Source organism: Pseudomonas viciae (assembly GCF_004786035.1).
GTDB classification, from domain to species: Bacteria; Pseudomonadota; Gammaproteobacteria; order Pseudomonadales; family Pseudomonadaceae; genus Aquipseudomonas; species Aquipseudomonas viciae.
Window position 1 is genome coordinate 830999 of the sequence record NZ_CP035088.1, and the last position, 26960, is coordinate 857958.

At 60.0% G+C, this 26960-nt stretch carries 16 protein-coding genes and 1 pseudogene; 8 read left to right on the forward strand and 9 right to left on the reverse strand.

Features of this window, described 5'->3' with window-relative positions; translation table 11 throughout:
- Window positions 1-37 precede the first annotated feature (37 nt).
- Window positions 38-901: a methyl-accepting chemotaxis protein gene (locus EPZ47_RS30720; RefSeq protein ID WP_406550203.1), complete on the reverse strand. Its 864-nt coding sequence runs from the start codon at window positions 899-901 to the stop codon at window positions 38-40.
- A 42-nt stretch (window positions 902-943) separates the two neighbouring features.
- Window positions 944-1957, reverse strand: a pseudogene (locus EPZ47_RS30725) (methyl-accepting chemotaxis protein); the annotation flags it as partial.
- A gap of 261 nt (window positions 1958-2218) precedes the next feature.
- Here EPZ47_RS30725 and pmrG point away from each other — a divergent pair.
- Together pmrG and EPZ47_RS03660 are read left to right on the forward strand one after the other, a co-directional pair.
- Window positions 2219-2890, forward strand: coding sequence for a lipopolysaccharide core heptose(II)-phosphate phosphatase PmrG (gene pmrG / locus EPZ47_RS03655; protein WP_135843578.1), 672 nt, complete (start codon window positions 2219-2221; stop codon window positions 2888-2890).
- Between the two features lie 24 nt (window positions 2891-2914).
- Entirely contained in the window at window positions 2915-3763 is an 849-nt protein-coding gene (locus tag EPZ47_RS03660; protein ID WP_135843579.1) for a phosphatase PAP2 family protein, read from the forward strand.
- 152 nt (window positions 3764-3915) lie between these two features.
- Here the strand turns inward: EPZ47_RS03660 and katG are convergent, their stop codons facing one another.
- Complete coding sequence (gene katG / locus EPZ47_RS03665; RefSeq protein ID WP_135843580.1) at window positions 3916-6180, reverse strand: catalase/peroxidase HPI; 2265 nt, start codon at window positions 6178-6180, stop codon at window positions 3916-3918.
- Between the two features lie 356 nt (window positions 6181-6536).
- On the opposite strand from katG, the gene EPZ47_RS03670 reads away from it, so the two are divergent.
- Complete coding sequence (locus EPZ47_RS03670) at window positions 6537-7127, forward strand: hypothetical protein (RefSeq protein WP_135847943.1); 591 nt, start codon at window positions 6537-6539, stop codon at window positions 7125-7127.
- Between the two features lie 50 nt (window positions 7128-7177).
- On the opposite strand, the gene EPZ47_RS03675 is transcribed toward EPZ47_RS03670, so the two are convergent.
- From EPZ47_RS03675 to EPZ47_RS03700, 6 genes are read right to left on the reverse strand one after another with little or no spacing between them, the layout of a single operon-like run.
- The gene (locus EPZ47_RS03675; RefSeq protein ID WP_135843581.1) at window positions 7178-8692 is read right to left on the reverse strand and encodes an ABC transporter substrate-binding protein; all 1515 of its coding nucleotides are present in this window, start codon (window positions 8690-8692) and stop codon (window positions 7178-7180) included.
- A gap of 29 nt (window positions 8693-8721) precedes the next feature.
- A complete protein-coding gene (locus EPZ47_RS03680) occupies window positions 8722-9693 on the reverse strand; it encodes an ABC transporter ATP-binding protein (protein ID WP_135843582.1) in 972 nt (323 codons plus the stop codon).
- Window positions 9690-10676, reverse strand: a complete 987-nt coding sequence (locus EPZ47_RS03685) for an ABC transporter ATP-binding protein (RefSeq protein WP_135843583.1) — start codon at window positions 10674-10676, stop codon at window positions 9690-9692. The genes EPZ47_RS03680 and EPZ47_RS03685 overlap by 4 nt, the downstream gene beginning before the upstream one ends.
- A complete protein-coding gene (locus EPZ47_RS03690) occupies window positions 10673-11530 on the reverse strand; it encodes an ABC transporter permease (protein ID WP_135843584.1) in 858 nt (285 codons plus the stop codon). The genes EPZ47_RS03685 and EPZ47_RS03690 overlap by 4 nt, the downstream gene beginning before the upstream one ends.
- A complete protein-coding gene (locus EPZ47_RS03695) occupies window positions 11527-12474 on the reverse strand; it encodes an ABC transporter permease (RefSeq protein WP_135843585.1) in 948 nt (315 codons plus the stop codon). The genes EPZ47_RS03690 and EPZ47_RS03695 overlap by 4 nt, the downstream gene beginning before the upstream one ends.
- Window positions 12475-12477: 3 nt before the next feature.
- Window positions 12478-13365 carry a proline iminopeptidase-family hydrolase gene (locus EPZ47_RS03700; protein ID WP_109753433.1) on the reverse strand — a complete coding sequence of 296 codons (888 nt, stop codon included), beginning with the start codon at window positions 13363-13365 and terminating at the stop codon, window positions 12478-12480.
- 164 nt (window positions 13366-13529) lie between these two features.
- On the opposite strand from EPZ47_RS03700, the gene EPZ47_RS03705 reads away from it, so the two are divergent.
- The 5 genes from EPZ47_RS03705 to EPZ47_RS03725 all read left to right on the forward strand — a co-directional run bounded on the left by EPZ47_RS03705 (window position 13530) and on the right by EPZ47_RS03725 (window position 26862).
- Window positions 13530-14291, forward strand: a complete 762-nt coding sequence (locus EPZ47_RS03705; RefSeq protein WP_135843586.1) for a LuxR family transcriptional regulator — start codon at window positions 13530-13532, stop codon at window positions 14289-14291.
- A gap of 90 nt (window positions 14292-14381) precedes the next feature.
- Complete coding sequence (locus EPZ47_RS03710; RefSeq protein WP_135843587.1) at window positions 14382-15281, forward strand: proline iminopeptidase-family hydrolase; 900 nt, start codon at window positions 14382-14384, stop codon at window positions 15279-15281.
- 176 nt (window positions 15282-15457) lie between these two features.
- Window positions 15458-17164: a ShlB/FhaC/HecB family hemolysin secretion/activation protein gene (locus EPZ47_RS03715; RefSeq protein ID WP_135843588.1), complete on the forward strand. Its 1707-nt coding sequence runs from the start codon at window positions 15458-15460 to the stop codon at window positions 17162-17164.
- 24 nt (window positions 17165-17188) lie between these two features.
- A complete protein-coding gene (locus EPZ47_RS03720) occupies window positions 17189-26404 on the forward strand; it encodes a hemagglutinin repeat-containing protein (RefSeq protein ID WP_238346705.1) in 9216 nt (3071 codons plus the stop codon).
- Complete coding sequence (locus tag EPZ47_RS03725; RefSeq protein ID WP_135843589.1) at window positions 26404-26862, forward strand: hypothetical protein; 459 nt, start codon at window positions 26404-26406, stop codon at window positions 26860-26862. The genes EPZ47_RS03720 and EPZ47_RS03725 overlap by 1 nt, the downstream gene beginning before the upstream one ends.
- Window positions 26863-26960: the final 98 nt, after the last annotated feature.

Genomic DNA, 26960 nt, shown 5'->3' on the forward strand with positions numbered 1-26960 from the left:
GGGAGCGGGCTTGCTCGCTCCCACAGTGAGTCGGACGTTAGACGCGGAAGTGACTCACCATCATCTGCAACTGATTGCCCAACCGCGCCAGTTCGACGCTGGACGCAGCGGTTTCTTCGCTGGCGGCAGCGGTCTGTTCGGACACGTCGCGCACGTTGATGATGCTGCGGCTGATTTCCTCGGCCACGGCGCTTTGCTGTTCGGCGGCGGCGGCGATCTGCTGGTTCATCGACTGGATGTTCGACACCGTGCGGGTGATGTTCCCCAGTGATACGCCGGCTTTGCGGGTCAGGGCCACGCTGCTGTCGGTGAGGCTGCGGCTGTTGTTCATCACGGCGGCCACTTGCTGGGTGCCGTTCTGCAGGCCGGCCACCAGGCCTTCGATTTCCTCGGTGGATTTCTGCGTGCGCTGGGCCAGGCCACGGACTTCGTCGGCCACCACGGCGAACCCACGACCGGCTTCACCGGCGCGCGCCGCTTCGATGGCGGCGTTGAGGGCCAACAGGTTGGTCTGTTCGGCCACGGCCTTGATCACGTCCATGACGCTGCCGATCTTGTCGCTTTCCTGCTGCAGCACGGTCATGGCATCGGTGGAACGTGCCACTTCGTTGGCCAGGCGCTCGATCTGGGCAATGGCTTCGCTGACCACCTTGTCGCCGGCACGGGCTTCGCCGTCTGCGGCGGCGGCTGCTTGGGAGGCTTCTTCGGCGTTGCGTGCGACTTCCTGAACGGTGGCGGTCATCTCGTGCATGGCGGTCGCGACCTGATCGGTCTCGACTTTCTGGCTGTTGACCCCGGCGCTGGTCTGCTCGGTCACGGCAGACAGCTCTTCGGCGGCGCTGGCGATCTGGGTCACGCCATCGCGGATGCCGCTGATCAAGTCGCGCAGGGTCACGCCCATGCGCGCAATGCCTTGTTGCAGGACGCCCAGTTCATCGCGGCGGGTGACGATGACCGTGTGCGACAGGTCGCCACTGGCGATGCGTTCGACCACGGCCAGGGTTTCACGCAGCGGTCCAGTAATCTGGCGCGTGATGATCACGGCCGCAATGATGCCCATCAGCAACGCCAGCAAGGTGCTGGTCAGTTGCAGGGTCCGCGCCTGGGCGCTTTCGGCGTCGCGGCGGTCGAGCTGGATCTGATACAGCTGCTCGCTCAGGGACACGATGGTCGCGCCCTGTTCAGTCATTTCCTTGCGTGCCTGCACCACATCGGCCGTGGCCAGCTTGAAGGCCTGCAAGGCGCTGCGGTATTGGGCCAGGGCGTTTTCCAGCTGGCGCAGTTCATCCTGGCGGGAGCTGGAGAAATGCTCATTCAACGGTTTGAGCGAGACAATGGCGGCGTCCAGTTGGGTAACGGCCTTGCGTTCGGTGTCGGCGTTGCTGTTGGCGGTGTAGCCGCGCACTTCATAGCGGGCCAGCATGAACGCCTGCTTGGCCTGGGTGATGGCCTGGAACTGGGCGAAGCGTTCATCGCCGAGGGCCATTTGCCGCACGTCGGCATCGATGGTCTCGATCAGCTTGTAGGCGATATCGGCGTTCGCGCCCATGGCGTCACGCGCGGTGTTGCCGGTGCGATAGGCGCTGCGCATTTTGTTCAGGGACACCTGATAGGCACTGATGGTCGCGCTCTGCTCCTTGAGCAGTTTGACGTTTTCCGGGCTCTTGAAACTGCTGAGCAGTGCGTTCTGTTGCGCCACGAAACCGTCGAGGGTGGTCTGCACATTTTGTGCGGCGGTCTCGTCGCCATTGGTCAGCATGTATTGCAAACGCGTGACCCGCAATTTGGTCAGGCCGGCATTGAGCTGGGTGATGTCGCTCATCCAGTTGCTACGGTCGATCAGACCGCCCAGGCTGGTCCAACTGGTCAGGGCCAGCAGGCAGGTCAGGACCAGCACCAGGCCGAAGCCCAGGCCCAATTTCATGTTGACGCTAATGTTGCCAAACCAGCTATTCATCAAAATCCTCCAGGAACGTTGTGTTGCTTGATCGTCGGTACGCTGGAAGGTTGTTGTTGTTAAGAGCCAGCAAAAACGTGTGCAGGGCTATATCGGCCGCTGCTCCTGGATCTGAAAGATTTTTTTAGACACCAGGATTGCTGAATATCCAGGTGCATACCTCCAAGCTTTTTTTCACATCGGTTTCACTGCCTGCCGACGTCGGTCTCTCTACTGTCGCGCCATCGAATGACTGGGTGGATGCCGTCGGGGCGGCTTGATGTGGAACTGAGACTGAGCCTTTTCGGCCTGACGCGCTCGATCGATGCGCGCCGGTTTGCCCGTTACCGAAACGCCGTGGTGGTCGTGGCGGCGGCACTGCTGGTGATCCCGTTGACCCTCTGGCTGCTGAGCCCGGCTGCGATACCGGATCTTGCCCACGGCAACGTCGCCGGCGCCCGGGCGTTGACCGAGGGTTGGGCCAAGGGGGAGATGATCGTGCTGGTACGCCATGTCGAACGCTGCGACCACTCCAAGGCCGCGTGCCTGAATGATCGCGAAGGCATCACTGACCGGGCCCGTGCCGTTGCGGTGGGCCTGGGGGCGCGGTTCGAACAACTGGGCCTGGACAACGCCGACCTCTACAACAGCCCTCTGGTCCGTGCGGCCCAGACGGCGGGCTACATGTTCAACAAGGTGAGTGCTGGCGACACCTGGCTGTTCAATTGCCGCCACGACCTTCTGCGCAATGCCCTGGCCCATAAAGTAGCCGGGCGTAACCTGATTCTGGTCACCCACAGCGAATGCATGCAGGCATTGGAAACCACGCTCCAGCGGCCGACCTCGACGTTTGGCTACGGCGCTTCGCTGTTCGTTTCCACCGCCCAGCCACAAGCACCGCAGTTGCTCGGTTTTATCGAAGCATCTGACTGGCGCTCGGTGGCGTTTCAGTAATTTTTCCCACGATCAGGACCGCCCATGCTGACGTCTGCTCGCGCCCGTTTCTATGGGCTCAATCTTGGAATTCCCCTGGTCTTCGCCGTGGTGGTGTTCCTGCTGTTTGACATGACCCGCATCGACATCGCTTTCAGCGATTTATTCTACGACCCGCTGCATCAGGTATTTCCGTTGGGGCACGTGGGGCTGTTCGAGAAAATCACCCACAAGTGGGCCAGGATCATCCCGAACTGGACCGGCGAGGCAGCGATTATCGGGGCGCTGTTGTCGTTTGTCTGGCCGATCTTCAAACCGGAAAGACGCCCGGGATTACTTCGCCTGCTGGAGAAGACCCGCTTGGCCGCGCCGTTGCGTTTTGCCCACAAGCATCGGCGCGATTTTCTCTATGTGGTCTTCGCATTTTCCCTCAGCACTGGCGTCATTCATTACCTCAAAGGTCATACCAGCGTGTATTGCCCGGTGGAAACCACCCAGTACGCCGGCAAGATCGAGCACAAGGAATGGTTCCAGAATTTCAACCTGCTGAAAGTCGCCGGCGACGGTCGTTGCTGGCCAGGCGGTCATGCTTCCGGCGGCTTCACGATGCTGGCGTTGTATTTCGTTGCGCGCCGTTACCGCTGGCGCCATTCCAAAGCCTTGATGTATGGGGCGCTGGCCCTGGGGTTTATCTACGGCACGACACGGGTCCTGCAGGGTTGGCACTACATGTCGCACACGTTCTGGGCGGGGATTTTCGTCTGGTTGAGTTGTTGGCTGATGGCGCTGGTGTTTTACGGGCGGGAGGCCCTGGAGCAGCCTTTGTCGAAGCGACCTCAACCAACGGTGGCGCGAGCCTTGCCTGAGTTGGATAACGCTCAATCCCAGGCCTGAATGCCAGGCAAAAAAAAGCCCGCTGGGAGAGCGGGCTAAAACCTTAGTTTCTTGAATGAGCGAGGGGACTTTACCCAATCACACGGGGGGGTGGGGTGAAGAAAAGTTCATGAGGCCGCTTCCTTGCAAGACCTCATGCCCTCGGCCTCTGCTTACCTGAGGTCAAACCGATCCAGGTTCATCACCTTGACCCACGCCGCGATGAAGTCTTTGACGAACTGCCCCTGGGCATCCGCGCTGGCATAGACTTCAGCCAAGGCCCGCAACTGTGCGTTGGAACCGAAGACCAGATCGACACGAGTGCCGGTCCATTTGACTTGGCCGGTCTTGCGGTCGCGGGCTTCGAACGCTTGCTGGGTGTCGGAGAGCGGTTTCCATTCCACGCCCATGTCGAGCAGGTTGACGAAGAAGTCGTTGGTCAACGCCCCTGGCCGTTGGGTGAAGACGCCGTGCTGAGCATGGTCGGCGTTGATATCAAGCACCCGCAAGCCGCCGATCAGGGCCGTCATTTCCGGCGCGCTGAGGGTCAGCAGTTGGGCCTTGTCGATCAACAGCGCCTCGGCGGACACGCGGTAGCGGCCCTTGAGGTAGTTGCGAAAGCCATCGGCGATGGGTTCGAGAAAACCGAACGACTCGACATCCGTCTGCTCCTGGCTCGCATCCATGCGTCCCGGCGAGAAAGGTACCGTCACGCTGAGCCCGGCATTTTTTGCCGCCTGTTCGATGCCGGCACTGCCGCCCAGTACGATCAGGTCCGCCAGGGAGATCTTTTTGCCACCGGACTGGGCAGTGTTGAACTCGCTCCGGACTTTTTCCAGGGTCGCCAGCACTTGAGCCAGTTGTTCCGGCTGGTTGGCGGGCCAATCTTTCTGCGGGGCCAGGCGCAGGCGTCCACCGTTGGCGCCGCCGCGCTTGTCGGAACCACGGAAGGTGGATGCGGCGGCCCACGCAGTAGACACAAGCTGTGAAACCGACAGGCCCGAGGCCAGCAGCTTGCCCTTGAGGGCGCTGACGTCGCTGTCGTTGACCAGGGCATGGTCCACCGCTGGGATAGGGTCTTGCCACAGCAATTCTTCGCTGGGCAGTTCCGGGCCCAAATAGCGCGAGAGCGGGCCCATGTCGCGGTGGATCAGCTTGAACCAGGCGCGGGCGAAGGCGTCGGCCAATTGCTCCGGGTTCTCCAGGAAGCGCCGCGAGATCTTTTCGTAGATCGGGTCGAAGCGCAGCGCCAGGTCGGTGGTCAGCATTGTGGGGTTACGCCGTTTGGACGGGTCATGGGCATCGGGGATGATGCCGGCGCCCGCGCCATTTTTTGGTGTCCATTGGTGCGCACCGGCCGGGCTCTTGGTCAGCTCCCACTCAAAGCCGAACAGGTTTTCCAGGTAGTTATTGCTCCAGCGGGTGGGTGTGGTGGTCCAGGTCACTTCCAGGCCACTGGTAATGGTATCGGCGCCTTTGCCGGTGCCGAATGTGCTCTTCCAGCCCAGGCCCTGCAGCTCCAGGCCGGCGGCCTCAGGCTCGGCGCCGACATTGTCCGCGGGCCCGGCGCCGTGGGTCTTGCCGAAAGCGTGGCCACCGGCAATCAGCGCCACGGTTTCTTCATCGTTCATGGCCATGCGGGCGAAGGTTTCGCGGATATCCAACCCGGCGGCGACCGGATCCGGTTGGCCCTCGGGGCCTTCCGGGTTGACGTAAATCAGCCCCATCTGCACCGCTGCCAGTGGGTTCTCCAGGTTGCGCCCCTCGTCGGTACGGCTTTCTTCGTTGCCAGGTTCGGCCACCAGCTGTCCTTCACCAGGATCCTGCATGGCGGCTTTATCCGGTTTGCCATAGCGGACATCGCCGCCCAGCCATTTGTTTTCGGAACCCCAATAGACGTCTTCATCCGGTTCCCAGACGTCCGCGCGGCCACCGGAAAAACCGAAGGCCTTGAAGCCCATGGACTCCAGCGCGACGTTGCCGGTGAGGACGATCAGGTCGGCCCAGGAAATGTTCCGGCCATATTTCTGCTTGATCGGCCAGAGCAGCCGACGGGCCTTGTCGAGGCTGACGTTGTCCGGCCAGCTGTTGAGCGGCGCAAAACGCTGCTGGCCGGAACCTGCCCCACCGCGCCCGTCACCAGTGCGATAGGTGCCGGCACTGTGCCAGGCCATGCGGACAAAGAGCGGCCCATAGTGGCCGAAGTCCGCCGGCCACCAGTCCTGGGAGTCGGTCATCAGCGCCCGCAGATCTGCTTTCAGGGCTTGGAAATCCAGGCCCTTGAACGCTTGGGCGTAATCGAAGTCCTCGCCCATGGGGTCGGACAGCGAGGAGTGCTGGTGCAGGATCTTCAGATTCAGTTGGTTCGGCCACCAGTCGCGGTTGGTCGTGCCACCGCCGGCGGCATGATTGAACGGACATTTCGATTCGTTTGCCATGAGGAGCTACCTTTGGTCGTGTTCATCCAGCTATCCGGCCCGGTCGGGCTTTATAGCGGTAGGTGAAATCAAGGACGTAGGTGCAGGGCTCACAGTTCGTTCAACTGATCGTTGTGACCACACGGCAATCTGGTTGCCAATACGGCGGCCCACGGCAAGCCCAGTACGCTTCTGAAGTCTTCGTATCTCTTATCAGGTTTCAACGGGCCGGATTACACCAGCCTGAATTAAGGCTAGCCCCCCTCTGCCAGATAGCTAATAGGCGCAGTATTAACGGGCGATAGGAATTATCTTTTATCGGGGGCCGGCAGACGAGGTAGATGATATGAATGGCGCCTGCCGTGACGGACCCAATAATGAACAAATGCCCGCGCAGCACGGCCTTCCATGAAGCGGGTCATGCCCTGGCCTTTTGGTGGAACGGTCAACCTATAAAACGCATCACCGTGCGGACCAAGGCCGAGGCCTGCACCGGCCCTCTGTTCGACCTGTGCGGTAATCCCCTTTACGCAGAAGGGATGGTGGAAGCGGATTATCTTGTCCCGCGTCCGGCCTTCAACGCTCCGGGGATCGCTGAATACCTGCCCTCGATGGTCGATGCCATTGAACGTGACCTGCTCCATTGCTTCGCGGGGCCGGTGGCCGAGGCGGTCTACCGGCACCGCAGGTCCGACCGGTTGATCAGGGGCAGCGGCCGGGGAGACCTGGACCGGGGGCTCGAATTGATCAGCCTGCTGCCCTCGCGCAAGCTACTTGATGCCGAATCCCAGGCCATTGCCCGTTGCAGCTGTCTGGTGCATCGCTACTGGCCGGCTGTCAGCGCCGTGGCGGGCTTTCTGCAAGAGCACGGCACGGTTGAGGGGAACGCCGTCACAGCGCTGCTGTGCGAGATGACCGGGGAGCGACCGATGTTGCTTGGCCATCAAGTGGCAAGCCTCGACTCGTGATCGAGGCGTTGCCACTGGCCCTATCCGACTCGGATGAAAGCCACTGCTCGCTAGCGCTTCACCGTTTCCTCAAGAGAGAAGCGCCCCAGTGGGTTCTGTTGGAAGTGCTCGATGTTCTTGCGCGAAATATTGATGTACGGGCTGTAGTAGAGATCGATCCAGTTGACGTCCTGCTTGGCGATCGCCTGAAGGTCGGTATACATCTGCTTGCGCTTGGTCGGGTCTACTTCTACCCGCGCGGCCGCGACCAGATCCTTGACCTTGTCGTTCTTGTAGCGGGTCATGTAATTCATGTTGGTGTCATGTCCCAGCACGAAGGTGGTCTTCTGGTCCGGGTCGAGGATGTCGTTGGTCCAGTACATCACGGACAGATCGTAATCGCCGTCGATCAGCATTTGCCAACTCTGGGTTGGGTCGACTTTCTGTAACGTGGCTGTCACGCCGACCGCTGCGAGCTGTTGCTGGACCAGCACGGCGATCTGCTCGTCGGCTTCATTGCCCGCATTGACCACATAATTGAGCTTCAGGCCTGAGGCGCCTGCATCCGCCAGCATTTTCTTGGCTTTTTCCGGGTCGTACGGGCGCTGCAGATTATCGGCATTGTGATAAAGCGCGCCTTTAGGGATGTAGGAATAAGCCACCTGGCCATGGCCGAACGTCACGGTATCGACCAGGGATTTTTTGTTGATCGCAAGGTCCAGGGCCTGACGTACTTCAGGCTTGCCCAGCAGTCCGTGCTCATGGTTGATCAGCAGATGGTCCTCGCGGGTGGAGGGATCCATGTGCACGACCAGGTTGGGGTCTTTCTTCAGGGTTTCGACGCGCGAGAAGGGCACGAAGATCGCCGAATCCAGTTCACCGGCCTGTACCTTCAACATCCGCGTATTGTCATCCGGGATGGAGATCCATTCCACGCCATCCAGGCTCACCTTGTCGGCCTGCCAGAAGTTGGGGTTCTTCTCCAGCACCACGCGATCACCGCGTAGCCACTCCTTGACGATGAAGGCGCCGGAGGCAACGGGGTCCTGGGCGTAGGCTTCCTCACCCATTTTTTCCATGGCCTTTTGCGACAGGATGGAGACGTTGGGCAACGCCAGCTGCGCGAGGAAGGGGACTGAAGGGCTCGTGAGTGTCACCACCAGTGTCTGCGGGTCGGTTGCTTGGGCCTTGTCGATAATCTTGTAGGAGTCGCTCCACAGCGACCCTTTGTTGTCGCGAATGCGCAACAGACTGAACGCTGCGTCGCTGGCGGTAATCGGTGAGCCGTCGGAGAATTTGGCCGAGCGTAGTTTGAAGGTATAGGTCAGGCCATCGTCGGAAACGTGCCAGCTTTCGGCCAGCCCCGGTACCAGCTTGGTGCCGGTGTTGTCGACGCGCACCAATACGTCGTAAACATTGGAGAACACCCAGTTATCACGGTTTTGCGCGCTTTTGATCGGGTCGAACGTCGTACTTTCTTCACGGCAACCGATGGTCAGCACGCCCGCAGCCTGGGCGACACCGGCCGCCAGGGTACAAACGGTCAACGTCGCGGCGGTCAGCAACTTCAAATGTTTCGATCGCATGGTCAAACTCCCTATTGATGAATGTTTTTTTAGAGCAATGGCTCTCCGAGCACACAGCTATAACGATGTCCATTGATGTCATGGATGGGGGGCGGCGTTTTCGCGCAGATGGGTTGTGCATACCGGCAGCGCGGGTGAAAAGCGCAGCCGGATGGAAGGTTCAGGGGGCTGGGTGGCTCGCCAGGCAGGGGTTCGCTCAGCAACGATCGAGTCGGGTCGATGTGTGGAATGGACTGGATCAGCGCGACGGTATAGGGATGCCGCGGGCTGCTGAACACGGCCTCCGTGGGGCCTTGCTCGACGATCTCGCCGAGGTACATCACGGCGACCCGATCACATAGCCGCCGAACGATCGCCAGGTCGTGAGCGATGAACAGAATCGCCAGGTTCATGCGCTGCCGCAGTTCCAGCAGCAGGTTGATGATCTGTCCCTGGATGGAAACGTCCAGCGCGGCCACGCATTCATCGGCAATGATCAACCGTGGCTCGATGGCCAGTGCCCGGGCGATTCCTACACGTTGGCATTGACCGCCACTCAACGAACCCGGTTTGCGGTTGGCCAGCTCCGGCCGCAGGCCGACCAGGGTCAGCAATTCATCGACCCGATGGCGAATCAGCGATGCAGGGATCGCACATCGCACTCGCAGCACTTCAGACAGGGTGTCGCCAATGCTCAATCGCGGATTGAGCGCGGTATAAGGATCCTGGAAAATCATCGCGGTTTCGTGGCGCAATCGCTCGATGTCGATCCGCTTGCCTTGAGCCATATCCACGCCATCGAACAGGATTTGTCCGGCGCTGACCTCAGTGAGGCGCAAGATGGCCCGACCCAGGGTGCTCTTGCCGCTGCCCGACTCACCCACCAGCCCGAGCACTTGCCCGGTGGCCAGACTCAGCGATACACCGTTGACGGCTTTCACCCATTGCCTGTTGATCCCGAACGGACCACTGCCAGGGGCGGCGAAGCGCACCTGTAGATCCTTCACTTGCAACAGGGTCATGACGAAGCTCCCACAGGCAACGGGTAATGGCAGGCGATTCGGTGTGCCTCGGCCGTGACTTGCATCTGTGGCAACAGCAGCGTGCACTGGCTGCCCTGCTGAAGGCAGCGTGGATTGAAGCGGCAACCGGTGGGCAGCGCATCCAGCAGAGGAGGCTGGCCGGCGATGGTTTTGAGCATGGCATGGCCGGCGCTGGTAGCCGGTTGGCAGTCGATCAGGGCCGCCGTATAGGGATGTCGTGGGTGAGCCAGCAGATCAAGCTTGGTGCCGTGCTCGCAGAGCCGACCGGCGTACATCACCGCGATCGAGTCACAGGTCTGGGCGACGACCCCCAGGTCGTGGGTGATCATGATGATTGACAGGCCACGTTGGTCGCGCAAATCCAGGAGCAGGCGCAGGATCTGTGCCTGTACCGTGACATCCAGGGCGGTGGTCGGCTCATCGGCGATCAGCACCTGAGGGTTGCAACCTAATGCCACGGCGATCATGGCGCGTTGACGCATGCCACCGGAAAACTCATGGGGATAACTGTCGACCCGCCGTAGCGGATCGGGAATGCCCACCTGGCGTAACACATCAATGGCCTTCGCCCGAGCTTCACGTTTGGACACCCCCTGATGCAGGCGTATGCCCTCGCCGATCTGTTCGCCGATACGCATCAACGGGTCAAGATGACTGCCGGGATTCTGAAAAATCATCCCCAGCCGCCGACCTCGTATGCCCCGCATGCCGGCTTCATCCAGCGACAGCAGGTCCTCACCGGCAAGGCGCACGGCCTTGCCCTGGACCCGCAGGTTTGAAGAGGGTAGCAAGCGCATCAAGGCCCGGCAGGCCATCGTCTTGCCTGAGCCGCTTTCACCCACCAGACCGAGGATTTCGCCTTCGGCCAGGTCAAATGACACACGATCCACCAGCGTGACTTCGCTCTCACCGTGGCCGGCGATCACGCTGAGGTCCTCGACGTGCAACACCGGTGTGCTCATGGACGCTCTCCGAGGTGCTCGGCGACACCGTCAGCCAGCAGACTGAAGCCCATGGCCAGGGTGACGATCGCCAGTCCCGGGAAGGTGCAGATCCACCAGGCATTGGTGATAAAACTCTGGCCCTCGGCGACCATCGTGCCCCACTCGGCGGTGGGCGGCTGAACCCCCAGGCCGAGGTAGCTGACCGCCGCCCCATTGAGCAGTACCAGCACCGCGTCGGACATGGAGAACACAATCGAACCGAACATGGCATTGGGCAACAGGTGCCGAAACAGAATGCGTCCATGACCGAAGCCCAGGCTTTTCGCCGCCAAGGCGAAATCGCTTTCCTTGAGCACCAGAATCTGCGAACGGATCAGCCGTGCATAGGACACCCAACCCACCAAAGCCATCGCAATATAAAAGCTGCTCAGGCCGGGGCCGAGGATGGCCATGATCGCCAACATCAGCACCAGGAAGGGGAAGGCCAGAATAATATCGATCAGGCGCATGCAGATCGTGTCGAACCGGCCACCGATATAGCCGGCCAAGGCGCCGACGCAAGTGCCGATCAAGAACGGGAAAATCACCCCGATCACGGAAATCTGCAAGTCGATGCGCGCGCCCCAGATCACTCGGGAAAGAACGTCGCGACCGAAATTATCCGTGCCGAACGGATGGGCCAGGCTCGGCCCCAGCAGGCGGATATCGGTGTTCTGGGCAATCGGATCGAAGGGCGCGACCCAGGGGGCCAAGAGTGCGAGCAACAGCCAGCCAAACAGAATCGCCAGGCCCAGCACGGTGGCCGGGCGACCGTTGCGCAAGCCGAAACGCAGCGCAAGACGCCAGGCGGGACTGAGGGTTTGGCCGCTCATCGCATGTTCACCCGCGGATCAATCATCACGGTCAGCACATCGGCGAGGAAATTGACCGTGACGGTGGCGAGGGCCAGCACCATGGCCACGCCCTGGACCACCATGTAGTCACGGGTAAAGATGCCGCGTACCAGCAATTGGCCGATGCCGGGAATGGCAAACAGACTTTCGATGACCACCGTGCCGCTGATCAACCAGCCGATGTTCACCGCCAGCAGGTTGACCGCCGGCACCAGGGAGTTGGGCAGCACATGCCGATGAAATATCGCCCGCTCGGACAAGCCCCGGGCCCGTGCGGCGGTGGCATGATCGGCTTGTAGCTCCATGAGCATGCTGGCGCGCAGATTGCGCACCAGAACGGCGGAGAGTGCCAAGGCAATGGTCAGGCACGGCAAAATCATGTGATGCAGTTTGTCCCACCCTGTACGTCCATAGCCTGAGACCGGGAACAGCCCCAACTGCACGCTGAGCAGCAGGATCAACATGATGCCTAGCCAAAACGCCGGCATGCCGAGCCCTGCCGTGGTGAACAGACGAATCAGGTGATCCTGCCAGCCGCCCTTGTTGCGCGCCGCCACCGTTGCCAGCGGCACGGCAATCAGCAGCGCCAGCAGTACGCTGCCGAGCACCAGGAACAGGGTTGGCTCAATGCGGGTACTGATCAACTTCAAGGCATCGACTTTGTAGAGCAGCGATTGGCCGAGATCGCCTTTGAGCAGGTTCTTGAGAAAGTAGAAGTACTGCATCCACAGCGGCTGGTCGAGACCGTACTGGGCACGAATCCTGATCAGCGCCTCCGGCGTGCTGCGCGAGCCCAGCAGTGCCCGGGCGGGATCCCCGGGGATTGAGCGCACAAGCACAAAGGTGATCATGCTGATGCCAAACAGCACCGGCAATAGCTGTAGCGGGCGCGACAGTATGAAACGGTAGCGCGCCAGGTTCATGGGTTAGTTCCGATGGCGGTGCAGAAAATCCAGCAGGACTGGAAAATAGGCTTGGGGCTCTTCGTAGAACGGCATGTGGCTGCTGTTGGGGAACACATTCAGTTGTACATCCTTGAGCGCCATTTTCATGCGCATTGCGCAGGCTGGCGTCAGTTCATCATGTTGACCGGTGGTGATCAGCACAGGCATTTCGAAGCCGGCCATCTGCTCGATGCGATTCCAGTCCTTGAGATTGCCGGTATAGAGAAATTCGTTGGGGCCTTGCATGGTCATGTAGGGCCCCATGTTCCAGTCGCCCAGGGAACGTGTCACCGGTGCTGGCCACTCGTCCAGACGGCAGACATGGCGATAGTTGAGCAGGGTTATGGCCGCCTGGTATTGCGGATGATCCAGGGTGCCCAAGGCTTCATGGCGCTGCATCATCGCGACGGTCTCACTGCCCAGGGCCGCCCGCAGACGCTCGAGCTCCAGGGACAGGTGAGGGATATCGCCGGCGGTATTTTCCAGGATCAGGGTTTTCAGCGATTGGGGGTGATGAATGGCGTACTCGATCGCCAGCCAGCCACCCCAGGAGTGCCCTAGCAGGTGCACTTTGCCCAGGTCGAGGGCTTGGCGGACGGTCTCTACCTCCGCCACATAACGGGTGATGTCCCACAGGGATTCGTCAGTAGGCCTGGCCGAGGCACCGGTACCCAACTGATCGAAAGCGATGACCCGCAAGCCCTTTTCCTTGAGCCAGCCGTGGCTGTCACGCAGATAATCGCAAGGCAATCCCGGGCCGCCATTGAGGCACAACAGCACCTCGTCGCCGTCGCCAAAGCCATAGGCCACCAGATGATGACCATCGACTTCCAGGTCGTACCGCTGGTCCGGCTCGATCTCACGCCACATCATTGCTCTCCTGCCCAGGTGCCGCCCTTTGGCTAAACCTTACCGAGGAAGCTACGTGCCCATAAGCTAGCAATTCTTATAGGTTTGATCTGGCATTCCCTCGCTCAGGCGTGGCATTCTACTTGCACGATTTCAGGATTGAAATTAATAAGGGAGCTGAATGGATGCAGGCCAAGCTGTCTGACTTCAATACCCGTCTTTTGTCTGGCAGGAGCCTGGACGAGCAGATGGACAACGCCCTGGGGATGGCCCAGGCGTTAGGCTTTGAAGCCTTGGTGTATGACTACAGTCCGGTGCCGCTGGATCATGATGGGGCACTGATCACCCCGACTGTGCTGAAGTTGCGCAATACCCCCCGTGATTGGCACTCGCTCTGGTGTGAAGAAGGTTATTACCAGATCGACCCCGTCCAGCATCTGGCAATCAATGCCATTTCTCCTTTTGTCTGGTCCTATCGACCGGAGGCCGACACGGTGCTGCAGCCGTTCATCGGCCAGAGTCATGCACCGGTCGTGAGCTATCTGCAGGATTCGCGCATGACCTGTGGCGTGACGGTGCCGATGCATTTGCCCAAGGGCGGCTTTGCGACATTGACCGGGCTGCGCGCCGATACGAAGGGCAGCACCCTGCAGGATGTCCGGCAAACGCTGGGCGACTTCAGCCTGATTTCCCATGCCCTGCAAGAGGCGGCTTTTCCGCTACTCGTCAAGGAAGCCCGCACATGCCCGGTTCGCCTGACCAAACGCGAGCGTGAGTGCTTGAGATTAGCCGCTGAGGGGTTGACGGCGGCGGACATTGCCAGGCAACTGAATCGCTCCTTGGCCACCATCACCCTCCACCTGACTTCTGCAATGCACAAGCTCGGCGCCAGGAATCGGGTCCAGGCCGTGGTCAGGGCAGTGCATTATCGGTTGCTCGATAGCTGAAGTCGGGCAAAAACCTATCTGTTTCTCTAGTTATTCCGCCGGCCAGTCCCCGGTATCGTGTGCCGCAGGATTCCTAGGGGGCGGCACGAAATGGATCTTCCCGTAACACACGAAGGCTTTGCGCCTTTTGGTCCGTATCAGACCTGGTATCGCATCACTGGCGATTTCAGCAGTGGCCGTACGCCGCTGCTGATCCTGCATGGCGGCCCGGGCTGTACACACGATTATGTCGATGCTTTCAAGGATATTGCCAACAGTGGCTATCCGGTGATTCATTACGACCAACTGGGTAATGGGCGTTCCACCCATCTTCCGGAAAAAGACCCCTCGTTCTGGAACGTGGCGCTCTTTCTCGATGAGTTGGGGAACCTGCTGGATCATCTGGGCATTCGCGACAATTACGCACTTTTGGGGCAATCCTGGGGCGGCATGTTGGCCAGCGAACATGCGGTGCTCCAGCCTGCGGGCTTGCGCGCGTTGATCATCGCCAACTCCCCGGCGGACATGTCCACCTGGCTCCTTGAGGTCAATCGCTTGCGCCAGCTGCTACCCATTGAGGTGCAGCAAACACTGCTCAAGCACGAGCGGGCTGGAACCTTGACGTCTACCGAGTACTTTGAGGCCGCTCGGGTTTTCTACGACCGTCATGTCTGTCGTATCACGCCCTGGCCCGACGAAGTCGCCCGTACCTTTGCCCAGATCGATGCCGATCCTACCGTTTATCACGCCATGAATGGCCCCACCGAGTTCCATGTGATCGGCAGCATGAAGGACTGGTCCATCACCGATCGCTTGCCTCGCGTCAGGGTGCCGACCCTGTTGATTTCAGGCCGATACGATGAAGCGACGCCGTTGGTGGTCAAGCCCTATGTGGATCATGTTCCCGACATTCGCTGGGCGTTGTTCGAACACTCCAGCCATATGCCCCATATCGAGGAGCGGATGGCTTGCATGGGAACTGTGGTGAGTTTCCTGGATGAGTGTTTGTAGGCGTCTGCGCAATCCGAGCAGTCGTTTTGTGTTGTGTTTTTCGACGCGTCCTGTGAGACGCGTCTCTTTTTTGAGTGGAAAATTCCCGCTCTCTTGAACCGAAAGCGATATGCAGGGTCTGGTGTGCGCGCATTGCTGTGCATGCCTGCTGTCATTTCTGTATCGAGGGATCGAACATGTCCGTATTCGCCTTAGGGACGAGGCTAGTCGTTGCGTCGCTGTGTTTTCTAGCGATGAACATTGCCGTCGCCGCGCCAACCCCCGGCGACACGGACCTGATCCGTGAACGGCAGGACCGTCTGCTCCAAGAGCAGCGCCGACGCCTTGAAGAACTCAAGGACCTGCCTGGCAAGGAGGCGAAGCCGGCCCAGCCCACGGCACCTGCCGATACCCGTTGTTTCCCGATCAAGACCATCGAACTCAAGGGCGCCGACGCCCTGTCCGAAGGCGAGCGCCAGCGCCTGCTCAAGCCCTTCCTCAACCAATGCCTGGGCGTGCCGCAGCTTAACCAGTTGCTCAAGGTCATCACCGATTACTACCTGGAAAAAGGCCTGGTCACCAGTCGCGCCTACTTGCCGCAACAGGACCTGTCCAGCGGTCACCTGCAAGTGCTGGTGGTCGAGGGGCGCCTGGAAGGCCTGAAAGGTGCCGAGAACAGTAAGCTGTCGGAGCGCGAGTTGGCGATGGCGTTTCCCGGCAAAACCGGCGAACTGCTCAACCTGCGGGAGATGGAGCAGATGGTCGATCAGCTGAACCGTTTGCCGTCCAACCGTGCACAAATGGAACTGACGCCGGGGCAGAACATCGGTGGCAGCCAGGTGCTGGTCAATAACACCGCGCAGAAACCTTGGCGCGCCGGCCTGTCACGGCATAACGACGGGCAGAAAAGCACCGGCGAACAGCAATGGGGCGCCTCTCTGGACTGGGACAGCCCCCTGGGCCTGGCCGATCAACTGGCCTTGCGCGGCGGCCACGATGCCGTCAGCGATCACCAGAAAACCTCGCGCAACGGCATGCTCTATTACAACCTGCCGTTTGGCTGGTGGAACCTGAGCTACACCTACAGCCAGAGCGAGTACCGCGCCCTGGGCCAGGCCAACGGCTTCAATTTCAAGCAGAGCGGCGACAGCCAGAACCATCAGGTGCGCCTGGAACGGGTGGTCCATCGCGATGCCATGAGCAAGACCTCGCTCAACACCGGCCTGGCGTACCTGCGCACCAACAACTTCATCGAAGACAGCAAACTCGCCGAGAGCAGCAATCGCATCAGCGAAGCGCAGTTCGGTATCAACCATGGACGACGGGTCGGCAACGCGTTCATCAACCTCGACCTGGGCCTGCAACAAGGTATCGGCGCCCTCGATGCCCAGGGCGATCACGAGCCGGGGCCTGGGCTGCCGGATGCGCGCTATCGCAAATACACCGCCACCCTCAGCTACCTGCAACCGTTCCAGATGTGGGGCGAATCGTTCAGCTTCAGCAGCCTGATGACCGGCCAGCGCAGTGAGGACGTGTTGTTCAGCCCGCAGCGCATGAGCCTGGGGGGCCTGTCGTCGATTCGTGGCTACAAGGACCAGACGCTGTCCGGCGACAGCGGCGGCTACTGGCGCAACGACCTGCGCTGGAGCCGGCCGGTGACCCTGGAGTGGCTGCGCCCGGTGTTCGCCGAATACGGCACCAGCCTCGGTTATGACCAGGGCGTGATTCGCGGCAATCGCTACAACGGCGATGAGCACGGGCGCATGTCGAGCAACTCGCTGGAATTGTTCGCCCGCGGCGAGCACCTGAGCGCCAGCGTGACCTTCGCCCACTCCCTGGAACGTCCGGATGCCCTGACCGAGCGCGAAGCGCCGATCTACTTCCGCGTGGATGTATCTATCTAATTTTTGCTGTAACGAGACCTGATCATGGACGACCGCCAATACGCCTTCCTGGCCCGCCAGCCTTCTGCCACCCTGAAAACCCGCGACGCCTTCTGGGGCATGCCCAAGCGCGGCCTGGCATTCCTGCTGGCCAACGTCATGTTCTGGCAGCCGATGTGGGCCCAGGCGGGCGGCATCGTGGTCAGCGCGCCGGGCACCAGCCTCGGCCAGGCCGGCAACGGCGTACCGGTGGTCAACATCGCCAAGCCCAACGGCAGCGGCTTGTCCCACAACCAGTTCAAGGACTACAACGTCGGCAGCAACGGCGTGATCCTCAACAACGCCACCAACCCCGCCCAAGCCACGCAACTGGGCGGGATCATCCTTGGCAACCCGAACCTCAAGGGCACGGCCGCCAGGGTCATCCTCAACGAAGTCAACGGCGGCAACCCGAGCCAGTTGCGCGGTTACACCGAGGTGGCGGGGCAGTCGGCCCATGTCATCGTCGCCAACCCTTATGGCATCACCTGCAATGGCTGCGGGTTCATCAACACCCCGAAGGCGACCCTGACCACGGGTAAGCCGATCATCGAAAACGGCCAGGTGAACCGCTATCAAGTGGATCAGGGCAGCGTTGCCATTGAAGGCGCGGGCCTCAACGCCAACAACGTCGACCGTTTCGAAATCATCACCCGCAGCGCCAAGATCAACGCCGAGATCCAGGCCAAGAACCTGACCATCGTCGCCGGGCGCAATGACGTTAACGCCGGCACCCTGAATGCCACTGCGCGCGCTGACGACGGCAGTGCCAAGCCGGAACTGGCTATCGATTCTTCGGCCTTGGGCGGGATGTACGCAGGTGCCATCAAGCTGGTGGGGACTGAAGCTGGGGTTGGGGTGAAGCTGGACGGCAAGATGGTCGCCAGTGGGGGGGATATTCAGCTTGATGCCAATGGGCATTTGAGCATGGCCGAGACGGCCGCCGCCGGTGCCGTCAACATCCAGGCCAACAGCCTGGAAACCCGTGGCCAGGTGTACGCTGGTAGCCGCTTGGACGTTAAGACCCAGGGCGACCTGACCAGCCAGAACAACCTGGTGGCCCGCGACAGCGTTCACCTGGACAGCGGTGGCACGTTGAGCAACAACGGCATCATCGAAGCCGGGGTCAACGCCGATAACAGCCGCAACACCACAGGTGATGTCACCCTCTCTGCCAAGCAGTTGAACAACGCCGGAAAAACCGTCATCGCCAGTCGCGACCTGAATGTCACGACCAGCGTCGGGCTGAACAACCAGGGCGGCACCCTCAGTGGGCAGGGCAAGACCACCGTCACCGGCAACGCTGTGGATAACCGCAACAAAGGCCGAATTCTCGGCGGCACCGAATTGCACCTGGCCGCCAATCAAGTCCTGAACAGCCAGGGCGGCCTGATCAATAGCCAGGGCCTGCTGACGGCCAACCTGGGCCATCTGGAAAACAACGCGGGTGAACTGTCGAGCCTGAACAGCGCGACGCTGATCCTCGGCAGCCTGGACAACCTGACCGGCCTGGTCATGGCTGGCAAAAACCTCGACATCACCAACACCGGCGCGATCAAAAACCAGGGCGGCGAGCTATCCAGCCAAGGCGTCATGACCGTGCGCACCGCCAGCCTGGACAACAGCAACAAAGGCACCGTCGCCGCCAATGGCAAGCTGCTGGTCAGCGCGACTGGCGCGGTGAACAACGCCGACAAAGGCCTGATCGCCAGCCGTACTGACGAGGTTGAGTTCGATGCTGCCAGTCTGAATAACGCCAAAGGCACGCTGCAAGGCAAAGGCTTGGTCACCGTGGATGTCGCGGGCGATATCGATAACCAGGGCGGCAGCATCATCGCCCAGGACGCCAACCTGAGTGTCTTCGCCACCAACCTGGACAACCGTGGCGGCGTGCTCTCCAGCGTCAAGGCCGCGTTGGAGGCGCGCACCACCGGCGTGCTGAAAAATGGCTATGACGTGAATCGCCAGGGCGGCACGATCCAGGCCCAAGGACTGAACATCCAAGCCTTGGCGGGGCTGTTCAACGACGGCGGGCGCCTGGCCGCGCAAGCGGGCGATATCGTGATCAGCAACGCGGGTGCGGACATCAACAACCGCAGCGGCGGGATGTACGCCACGGGCAAGGTCCAGGTCATTGGCCGGGACATGGACAACAGTGGCGGCGGGCAGATCAGCGCCAGTCGCATCGACTTTGACCTTTCGGGCGCGCTGAACAACAACGCCGGCATTATCGAAAGCCAGGACAGCCTGGATGTTCTGGCCGCTAGCCTGAGCAATCAGAAAGGCCAACTGCGCACCCTGGGCAAGAACAGCACCACGGCGTTCAACATTGGTGGGTTGTTCGATAACAGCGACGGCACCCTCGAAACCGCCAGTAATGATGTGGGCTTCGACACCGGCAGCGTCCAGAACGTGGGTGGCAAGCTGCTGCACACCGGTCTGGGATTGTTTGGTATCAGCCAGGCCAATCTGGGCCAGGCGGGTGGGCAACTGGTGACCTACGGCAACCTGACGGTGACCGCTGACCGCTGGACCAACAGCACCGCGATCCAGGCCGGGCACCTGGTGGTTCATGTCGATCAGTTGACCCAGACGGCCACCGGCCAGTTGCTCAGCGCCAATAGTATGGAAGGCCGTGGCAGCAACTGGCGGGTTGATGGCCTGATCGGCAGCGATGGGGCGATCGACCTGCAACTGACCGGCGCCTATGCCGGCAACGGCCGCTTGAGCAGCCTTGGCACCTTGGGCCTCAAGGCCGCGCTGATCAGTCTGGAGCAAAACGGCAGTATCGCTGGCGGCGGCAACACAACCGTCGTGGTCGATGGTGTCCTCAACAGCTACGGTCGGCTGACCTCGGCGGCGGACCTGAGCGTCACGGCCGCCACGATCAACAACTACGGCACGTTGGGCAGTGCCGGCGCGCTCGGTGTCACAACCGGCGACCTGCTCAACGAACACGGATTGATCTTCAGCGGCGGCAACACCAGCCTGCGCGTAAACAACCTGACCAACCGCTATGCCGACATCTACAGCCTGGGTGATCTGAGTATCGATCGCGACGGCCTCGGCACCCGTGCCAGCCGCATCCTCAACAGCTCCGGCACGCTGCAGAGCGACGGCAACATGCGTCTGGCGGCCAGCACGATCGACAACGTCCGCGAGGTCTTGACCACCCACGACGCCGGCATCTATACCGCCTCGATCAGGGAAGTGGCCTGCATCGAAGGGGTCAATGCCGGTGATTGCAGCGGCGGCAAGGAAAACCACGTCTGGCAGATCATCCAGCGCGACAAGTTCGAAGTCACCGCCGCCAGCGCGGCCTCCAGCATCACCACCGGTGGCAACCTGGATATCCAGGGCGACACCCTGACCAACCGGAGCAGCAGCATCGGCATCGGCGGCGCATTGACCGCCAACCTCGTCAGCCTGAACAACATCGGCATCGAGACCGGCGAGACCGAAACCTCGCGCACCTTCATGTCCGAGCGTACGCGTAGCCCAGGTGGCTGGCGCGCCGCCGCGAATGACTTCACCAATAAATACTGGCTGCAGAGCCCAGGCTACAACGCCAATAACCTGGGTGGCCTTGAAGCAGCGATGAGCCGCTTCATCGGCATGACCGAACGTGAGCTCCCGCAGTTCCGCACCCAGACAAGTACTACCGATAACCAGACCTACGCCGCGATTATCCAGGCCGGCGGCGCAGTCGATGTCCGCACCTCGGGCAACGCCGACAACAGCGTCGTGCGTGGCGGCTACAACTACGTCGGCGCCGGCCCGCGCACCGATACCCAGGCTGACAACGTTTTCTCGACCCGCATCAACGTCAATCGGCAGCTACCGCCGAACCTGACTCAGCAACAGGTCGATCCGCTGGCCTTGCCGGGCTTCGACTTGCCCACCGGGCAAAACGGCCTGTTCCGCATGAGCGGCGACGGCTCGGCCACGCCCACCCAAGGCAGCGGCTTGCAACAGGTGCGCGGCCTGCCGGACAGCTCGATCAAATCCAACCCGCACAAGTACCTGATCGAAACCAACCCGGCGCTGACCGACATGCGCCAGTTCATGAGCTCGGACTACCTGCTGACAAACCTGGGCTACGACCCCGACACCGCCGCCAAGCGCTTGGGTGACGGCTTCTACGAACAACGCCTGATCCAACAGGCGGTGATCGCCCGCACCGGCCAACGCTTCCTCGACGGCCAGACCTCCGACGACGGCATGTTCAAGTACCTGATGAACAACGCCATCGCCAGCAAGGACGCCCTCAACCTCTCCCTGGGCGTGAGCCTCAGCGCCGAACAAGTCGCGGCCCTGACCCACGACATCGTCTGGATGGAAAACCGGACGGTGAACAACGAACAGGTGTTGGTTCCGGTGCTTTATCTGGCCCAGGCCAACCATCGTCTGGCGGCCAATGGGGCGTTGATCCAGGGTGCGGATGTCAGCCTGATCGCGGGTAAGAACCTGAGCAATGCGGGCACTTTGCGTGCGGCCAGCAACCTGAGGGCGACGGCTGGCGACAGTCTGGTTAACAGCGGGTTGTTGGAGGCGGGGAATCGTCTTGAGGCGTTGGCGGGGAATGATCTTACTAACCGGGCCGGCGGGGTTATTGCTGGGCGGGATGTCAGTGTTGTTGCCGTGACCGGTGATGTGACCAATGAGCGAACCATCACGCGGCATGCCAGCAGCACTGGCTACAAGACTGAGCAACGCGACTTTGCTGACAGCGCGGCGCGGATTGAGGCGAGTCATGACCTGAGCGCGGGCGCTGGGCGGGATATCGCCAATGTTGGTGGTGTGCTCAAGAGTGGTAACGACATGAACTTGCAGGCGGTGCGTGATGTGAACATCACCTCTGCCGAGCAGGTGGACAGCAACACGATGGGTAGCAGGCACCGGGACCAAACCATCACCCAACATGGTTCCAGCGCTACCGCGGGCCGCGAGATGAAGGTGACCGCTGGGCAGGACCTGAGGGTGGTCGCCAGCAACGTCATCGCCCAGAGTACCCTGGCACTGACTGCCGGGCGCGATATCGCTATCACGTCTGCGGCCAACGAAAGCCATCGTTTCTCCCAAAGTAAAAAAGTCAAAAGCAGCAGCGACCTTGTTCGCCAGCAGTCTTCGGTTATCCAGTCAGGTGGGGATCTGAGCGCCAAGGCCGGGCAAGACCTGAGCCTGGTGGCCAGCCAACTGAAAGGGGCCAAGGACGTTGCCCTCGACGCCAGTCGCGACATCAGTCTGTTGTCCGCGAAGGACGAAGCCGCAGAGTTCTACTCGAAGAAAAGCAAAGGTTCTTTTGGCCGCAGTAAAAGCGAACAACGGGAAAGCTATGACAGCACCAACGTTGCGTCGGTGGTGGAGGCCGGGCAAGACCTGACCGTCAATACCAGCCAAGCCGCCAGTGGCGGTGTCACGCTGGACGGCGGCCGCAACGTCACGGTGATCGGCAGTCAGTTGAGCGCCGGCAATGATCTGGTGGTTGGGGCCACTGGTGATGTGGCGGTGCTCTCAGGTATCGAAGAGCACGGCTCCTACAGCAAGAAAACCAAATCGGGTTTCCTCGGCCTGTCCAAGAGCGGCAAAAGCGAGTTGAAAACCACAGCCTCCCAAGTGGCCAGCGAGCTGGAAGCGGGCAACGATGTGGTGCTGGTCGCGGGCAATGACTTGCGTTTGCGCGCCAGCGAAACCACTGCCGGTAATGACGTGGAACTGCGTGCGGGCCTGGTCAAGGACAGCGGCGACATCAACCTCGTCTCTGCCAACGACACCGCTTACAGCCATAGCGAGCAATACAAGAAAAAAACCGGGCTCTCGGTCTCGGGTGGTTTCTTGTCGTTCTCCTCAGCCAAAGAGTCGGGCCGGATTGCGCAAAGCAGTACCAGCGTTGGTAGCCAGGTGACGGCTGATCGTGATGCGACTCTACAGGCTGAGCGCGATATCAACCTAGTGGGTAGTGGCATCGATGCCGGGCGCAATGTCAGTTTGAATGCCGGGCGTGATGTGAATGTTCTGGCTGCGCAGAACAGTCGTTCCGAGCGGGATTGGGAGAAAAACAAGCAAGCTGGGATCGGTGTTTCTTCGGATGCCAATGGGATCAATTTCTTTGCAGGTGCCGATAGCCTCAAGGAAAAGAACCGTCTGGAACAGCAGACCGCTGCCGCCAACCAGATCAGTGCAGGGCAAGATGTTGCCATCAACGCTCAGCGCGATATCAACCAGACGGGTTCTGATCTGCGTGCCACCCGTGACATTGGCCTCACGGCCGGACGCAATATCAACATCGATGCTGCACGCGAGACCCAACTGACCGAGCAGGAGCGCGAAGCCAGTCGTAATGGGCTTGGCATTTCGTTCAATCATAACTACGGCAACACCAAGGACGCGGTCAGTGGCGCAGGGAAAGGGGAGAACGGCGTCAGCAAGGCGTCCAGCACCCTTAAAGGCATTGATGCCGTCACTCAATTCGTCAACGGACCGACCGTTGACGTCAAGTTCGGCAACAGCACACAAACCAGTAGTCAGCAGGTCATTGAGCAGACCAACCGCGCGTCGACGTTCGATGCGGGCAACGACCTAAATCTCAATGCCGGTAGCGACGTCACGGTCAAAGGGGGGCAGCTAAAGGCCGGGCGGGATATCAACGTCACAGGTCGCGACGTCACGCTGGATGTGGCGAAGGGAAGTGTCAGCCAGGAAAGCACTGATCGCCAAAGCTGGAGTGGGATTCATGGTGGCACCAGTGGCGGCTTTAAACTGGGTGTCGGTGGCAGCTACGGTGTTGCCACCGAGGACGGCGTTCACGGCAATTCGACGGCCACTCAGGTTGCCGCTGGAAGGGATGTCAACGTGGACGCCAGCCATGACATCAACCTGGTAGGCACTCAGGTCAAAGCTGGGCGAGATATTGCGCTCGATGCCGGTAATGAGCTGAACATCAGGTCGGCGCAGAACGCCAGCGACAGTGAGAGCAACCGACACAACGGTGGTGGCGAGGCAGGCCTGACATTCGGTTCTCAAGGCGTAGGCGTCTACGTCAGTGTGAACATCGGCAAGGGCAATCTTGAGCGCGAAGGTAACCGCCAGCAAGAAGCCTATCTCTACGCGGGCAATCGCCTGGGCTTCACCAGCGGCAAAGACACCAACATCAGCGGTGCCACCCTGCGCGGCGATGAGGTTGTTGGCCGTGTCGGCGGCGACCTGAATGTCTCCTCGGTGCCTGACACAGGCGAAGTCAAAGGCAAAGAGTTCGACCTCAGCGTTACAGCGACCTTTGGTCCAGGGGCTGGCGTCAGTGGCTCTGTGGGATATGGGCAGACGACCGGTGAGACCCATTGGGTCGAGCAGCAAACCAGCATCACCGGCAAAAACAAAGTCGATATCCGGACCGAGGATCACACTCAACTGGATGGCGCCCTGATCGCCGCCGACAACGGCAACCTCAAACTGGACACTGGGACTCTGGGCTTCAGTGATATCGCCGGTAAGGACAAGGAACATGGCTATTACCTGAACGTGGGTGGCAGCTACTCCCAGGGGGGAGGCGGCGCCCAGGACAGCAGTCAGGTTGGCAAAGGCGAGAAAGATAAAAACGGCTGGAGCATCAGCGGTTGGGAGTACGAAAAGGATCGTCAACAGATCGTGCGGGCGACTGTTGGGGCCGGTGAAGTGGCGGTACGCAATGATGCTCAGACCGGGACCGATTCGACGGCAGGGCTCAACCGGGACGTGAGCAAGGCCTACGAGATCACCAAGGATGAGGAATCTCGGACCGACTTGTACGTCACCAAGTCCTCGGTGGACGCGGTGATGGATACCTCTGGGACGGTGCAGGCTTGGAAGAACAGCATCAAAAGCTACCCCGATAGCAGCCTGAAAGCGTATGAGGACGCGCTCAAGTTGGTTAATGGGCCGGTGGAGGCCACCAAGCAGATCTGGACCAACATCCAGGCGCAGCGGGTTTCAATTGATGAGGTGCCTGCTGCGGCGAGAGCTGCGCTGGGGGATGAGGTTGCGCTGAATGTTGCGAAGAACTTGGTTCGCAATGGTAAGGATCCTGATGACATCGCGAAGCTGGAGCCTAAGGATGTAATCGCTATCCAATACTTCGCGGAGCTATTCACAACGTTTGCCAAGCAACAAGAAAGCTGTGGCGCTACAGGAGGCTGTGCATCGGGAGAGGAGGGCCAGAAGGATCCGGTCCACTATGTTGATGCGGATGGCAACAGCAGGATTGTGAATTTTAAGCCGGTGGTACCAAGTACCCCCGGCGGAAATGTGTTGGTTCAAGCTGACGCTTTACAGACCTATCTCGATAAATTGAACCCAGCGCAAGCGCAGCTTGTACGCTTGGGAATACAAGCCGTCATGGGACCAGTCAAAGCCGCGGTGAGTCTGGCCGGTAATGTGGTGGTGGATAAGCTGTTCGGAGACAAAATCGCCGACGCTAAAGATGCTTTGTCAAAATCCCTAGCGAGCGAGCTCAGTGGCAAGAGCAAGGACGATTTGGAGCATAGCGATGATCGTTTCAAGGAGCTTTCCGAGCGTGGGGCAACTGATCAAAAAGGTGATGTATACGTTCGTGGTGCAACCACGCTGCTGGATATTGCCTTGGGGACCGTCACCAACGCTGCCGGGTCCGTAGCGGGCAAGGCCATTGGTATTGTGGGTAAGGGGGCTTCGGATGGTGTAACGAAAGGGCGCGATGGGCTGGGGGGGGGGCCGAGGGATCCTGATTGGGACAAGAAGTTTGCGGAGAATCCGCCGAAGGGGTGGGTGGAAACGGGGGGTGCAAAAGAATCCGCGCCTTCGAAAACGGCGGTTCAAGAACTTGAGGTCGACGCCTATAAAAACCTTAAGGCAAGAGAGGTTGTTGGAGATGGTCTAGAACACGACCATATCCCTTCATTTGCTGCGTTGCGCACAGCAAAGGAAGCAGAGTTGGGCCGCCCCCTTACTGAGTTGGAGACCAAGACTCTCTACCAAAACTCTACTGCTGTAGAGGTTCCACGAGATGTACATATTGCAGGTCCGACGTATGGCGGGAAAAATACTCCTGCTCAGATTCAGCAAGATGCTGCGGATCTGTGCGGTGCAGTTTGTCGTGACACAGAAGCTTTGCGGGCAAATCTGAACAGTAGAGGTTATGATTCGAAGTTGGTAGATGAAACTGTTCAAAAAATAGTGGAAAGAAATCGCAATACGGGGGTTATTAAATAATGAACACTTGGTCGGATTTTGTTCGGGCTCTTGGTCAAGATGAAATCGGGGGAATAGTCACCGACTTATGTCGAAGAGTCGGAGAGTTGCCAGCCGTTTCGGAAACCCCGGATAACTATAATGACCCGGAAGGTAAGACAAGATTCTATAAGTTTATTAAATCTGGCATAGAGATTGGGTTTCGTTCGGGAAAATTAAATCACATTCATTTTTTGGTGCAGCCTCACGAAGGTTATTCGGCATATAAGGAAGATGTGCTTGGTCGTATAGCTCAAGCATGGCGTGTTGAAGATGTTATTGCAGAGCTAGGCTCGCCTAGCAAAGAGGCGCCAGGTAGAGTCGATATGTTAATCGGCTATGTACAGCAGTGGCTGAAATATGAGTTTAAGACGTACGCGCTACGCATGGAATTTTCGGAAGATGGACGCTTGTGGAAAGCGACGCTAATATCAAATTGATCGCTTTAAGCGTAGCAATGGATTAGATGTTTGTGTGATTTTTAGATGGTGCAAAAGGGCCCGACCAGGCTCTGCACAATAATCAAAGGCTGCTTTCT